The following is a 3520-nucleotide window of genomic DNA, read 5'->3' as shown; positions in this document are numbered from 1 at the left end:
GGGTCGGGCGCCAGCTCCTGTCCCGTTCGCCACAGCGTCGCCACTGCCAGTGCGATGCGCGGCCCGTCGGGTTTGGTGCGATCCTCCAGCACCGTGACGGTGCCGCATTGCGCCGTGATGCCGTCCGGCCAGTGGGTGTCGGCCGGGCAATCGGCAGCGGCGAAGAACGGCGGTGGCGGGTCTGCCGCGGCGGCACCGAAGGCGGCGAGCGAGAGGAGGAAGCCGAGGAGCCAGCGCATGCCGAACGGGCCTGAAGTCGGGGCGAAGCGGCAGCCATTCTGTCGAAGGAGGGCAGGGGCGTCGAGCCGCGGCTTGACAGGCCGGCACCCGGGGTGTCACTGACCGGCGTTTCTGCCCTGGTCCGAGAGCATCCCCATGCACGCCTACCGCACCCACACCTGCGGCCAGCTTCGTCCCGAACAGGCCGGTGACACCGTCCGCCTGTCGGGCTGGGTCCATCGCAAGCGCGACCACGGCAATCTGCTGTTCCTCGATCTGCGCGACCATTACGGCCTGACGCAATGCGTGGTCGACACCGACAGCCCGCATTTCGCGGCGGCCGAGGCGGTGCGCGTCGAAAGCGTCGTCACCATCACCGGCACCGTGGTCAAGCGCGGGGCGGAGACGTCGAACGACAAGCTGCCGACCGGCGGCATCGAGGTGCGGATCGACGAGTTCGTGCTGCAGTCGGCCGCCCAGGTGATCCCGCTGCAGGTCGCGTCCGACGAAGAGGCCGGCGAGGACACCCGCCTGCGCCACCGCTTCCTCGACCTGCGCCGCCAGAAGATGCAGCGCAACATCGTGCTGCGCAGCGAGGTCATCTCCTCGATCCGCCGCCGCATGATCGACCAGGGCTTCCGCGAGTTCCAGACGCCGATCCTGACGGCGTCGAGCCCGGAAGGCGCGCGCGACTTCCTGGTGCCGGCGCGCCAGCATCCCGGCAAGTTCTATGCCCTGCCGCAGGCGCCGCAGCAGTTCAAGCAGCTGCTGATGGTGGCCGGCTTCGACCGCTACTTCCAGATCGCGCCCTGCTTCCGCGACGAGGACAGCCGCGCCGATCGCAGCCCGGGCGAGTTCTACCAGCTCGATTTCGAGATGAGCTACGTCACCCAGGAAGACGTGTTCCAGGCGATCGAGCCGGTGCTGCGCGGCGTGTTCGAGGAATTCGCCAGCTTCACCGGCAAGACCAAGGCGGTGACGGCGGGCGCCTTCCCGCGCATCCCCTACGCCGAATCGATGCTGAAATACGGCAACGACAAGCCGGATCTGCGCAACCCGCTGGTGATCTGCGACGTCACCGAAATCTTCGCCCGCGAGGACGTGACCTTCCGCGCCTTCAAGGGCGTGATCGAGAAGGGCGGCATCGTTCGTGCCATCCGGGCGCCGGCGGTGGGCGAGCGGCCGCGCAGCTTCTTCGACAAGCTGAACGGCTGGGCGCAGGAGCAGGGGGCCCCGGGCCTCGGCTACATCCTGTTCGAGGCTGGCGCCGGCAAGGGCCCGATCGCCAAGTTCCTGGCCGACGAGGCCCAGGCCGCCCTGCGCGCGGCGACCGGGGCGTCCGACGGCGATGCGGTATTCTTCGTCGCCGACCTGCCGGCCGCGGCCGCCAAGATGGCCGGCTTCGCCCGCACCCGGATCGGCCAGGACATGGACCTGATCGACGGCAACCGCTTCGAGTTCTGCTGGATCGTCGACTTCCCGATGTATGAGCTGAACGAGGAGACCGGGCAGATCGACTTCAGCCACAATCCGTTCTCGATGCCGCAGGGCGGGCTGGAGGCGCTGGAGACGCAGGACCCGCTGACCATCAACGCGTTCCAGTACGACATCGTCTGCAACGGCATCGAACTGTCCTCGGGCGCGATCCGGAACCATAAGCCGGAGATCATGGTCAAGGCGTTCGAGATCGCCGGCTACGACCGCGACGTGCTCGAGGCGAAGTTCGGCGGCATGCTGTCGGCCTTCCGCTTCGGCGCGCCGCCGCATGGCGGTTCGGCGCCGGGCATCGACCGCATCGTCATGATGCTGGCGGACGAGCCGAACATCCGCGAGGTCATCGCCTTCCCGATGAACCAGCGCGCGGAAGACCTGCTGATGGGCGCCCCGGCCGAGGTCGATGCCGCCCGCCTGAAGGAACTGTCGATCAAGCTCGACCTGCCGAAGAAGGCCGGCTGAGCCGTATCCTTTTGTTGTCATTGCCCGGCTTGACCGGGCAATCCAGGGGCCACAAAGAGCTGCTCTGGCCGCCCCTGGATGCCACGGTCAAGCCGTGGCATGACACTTGGGAAAGATGGTGGCCACGATAGGTCAACGTCGGACCACACCGGGTCGACTCGTCGGACAAGTGTGTTAGCCTGCCCTCCTGGCCCGGCATCGCGCGGTTCATCCCGCCCTGCCGGCAGACCGGACAAGATTGGCAGGGACGCATTCGCATGCTGGGATTTCGTGGGGCAGCCGTCATCATCGCGGCGCTCGTCGCCATGCCGGTCATGGCATCGCCGGCCGTGGCCGCCGGCATCCGCATCGGCATCGATGCCGACCCCGACATCCTCGACCCCGCGCAGGGCGGGTCGGTCTCCGGCCGCGAGATCTTCGCGGCGCTCTGCGACAAGCTGGTCGGCGTCGCGCCGGGCGGCGGCTTCGAACCGCAGCTGGCCACCGGCTGGACCTGGTCGCCCGACAACAAGACCCTCACCCTGGCCCTGCGCGATGGCGTGGTGTTCCAGGATGGCGAGCCGTTCGACGCCGCGGCGGTGAAGGTCAATCTCGACCGCTACCGCACCGCGCCGATCTCGCGCCGGAAGTCGGAGCTGAAGCCGGTGGCGGAGGTCACGGCGGTCGACCGGCTGACGGTCAGGATCACGCTGTTGCAGCCCTATGCGCCGCTGGTGGCGGTGCTGTCCGACCGCGCCGGCATGATGCTGTCGCCGAAGGCGCTGGAAGCGGCCGGCGACGCCATCGGCCAGCACCCGGTCTGCGCAGGCCCGTTCGTATTCGTCGAACGGCGCCAGGGCGACCACATCCTGCTGAAGCGGTTCGACCGGTACTGGAACAAGGATCAGATCTTCGTCGATTCGGTGACCTACTTGCCGATCCCGGACGAGACCGTGCGGCTGGTCAATTTGCGCTCCGGCGACCTCGACATCGTCGAGCATGTGGCGGCGACCGACCTGCCCACGGTGCGCGACGACCCGGGCGTCGCCCTGGTCCAGGCGCCGTCGCTGGCCTACGACCTGATCACCTTCAACATCCATCACGGCGACCAGGCGAACAGCCCAATCGGGCAGGATGCGAAGGTGCGGCAGGCGCTCGAATTGTCGCTCGACCGCGACGCGATCAACGCCGTCACCTATGATGGGCTGTTTATCCCGAGCAACCAGACCGAGGCGCCGGGCACGCGGTTCTACGATGCCGGCCACCCGCTGCCGCCGCGCGACCTCGACAAGGCCAAGGCCCTGCTGGCCGAGGCCGGGGTGCCGAACCCGTCCTTCACCCTGCTGGTGACCAACAACCCGGTGAC

The 3520-nt window shown here is 68.3% G+C and carries 2 protein-coding genes and 1 pseudogene; 2 read left to right on the top strand and 1 reads right to left on the bottom strand.

Translation table 11 applies throughout. The annotated features are described in order from the left end of the window. Window positions 1–239: pseudogene (locus tag AC3XYG_RS31735) on the bottom strand (hypothetical protein); the annotation flags it as partial. 136 nt (window positions 240–375) lie between these two features. Between AC3XYG_RS31735 and aspS the strand changes: the two are divergent. Together aspS and AC3XYG_RS31725 are read left to right on the top strand one after the other, a co-directional pair. Beyond that, on the top strand, window positions 376–2175 hold the full coding sequence (gene aspS / locus AC3XYG_RS31730; RefSeq protein WP_489143881.1) for an aspartate--tRNA ligase: 1800 nt from the start codon (window positions 376–378) through the stop codon (window positions 2173–2175). A 257-nt stretch (window positions 2176–2432) separates the two neighbouring features. Beyond that, window positions 2433–3520 (top strand): ABC transporter substrate-binding protein (locus tag AC3XYG_RS31725; RefSeq protein ID WP_489143880.1); only part of this gene is annotated, 1088 nt, incomplete at its 3' end.

Source organism: Inquilinus sp. (assembly GCF_057815775.1).
This window is presented reverse-complemented; position numbering and strand designations above follow the sequence as displayed.

Excerpts from the sequence above, each read along its gene's own strand:
- aspS (WP_489143881.1), top strand. The coding sequence starts at position 376 with ATGCACGCCTACCGCACCCACACCTGCGGCCAGCTTCGTCCCGAACAG.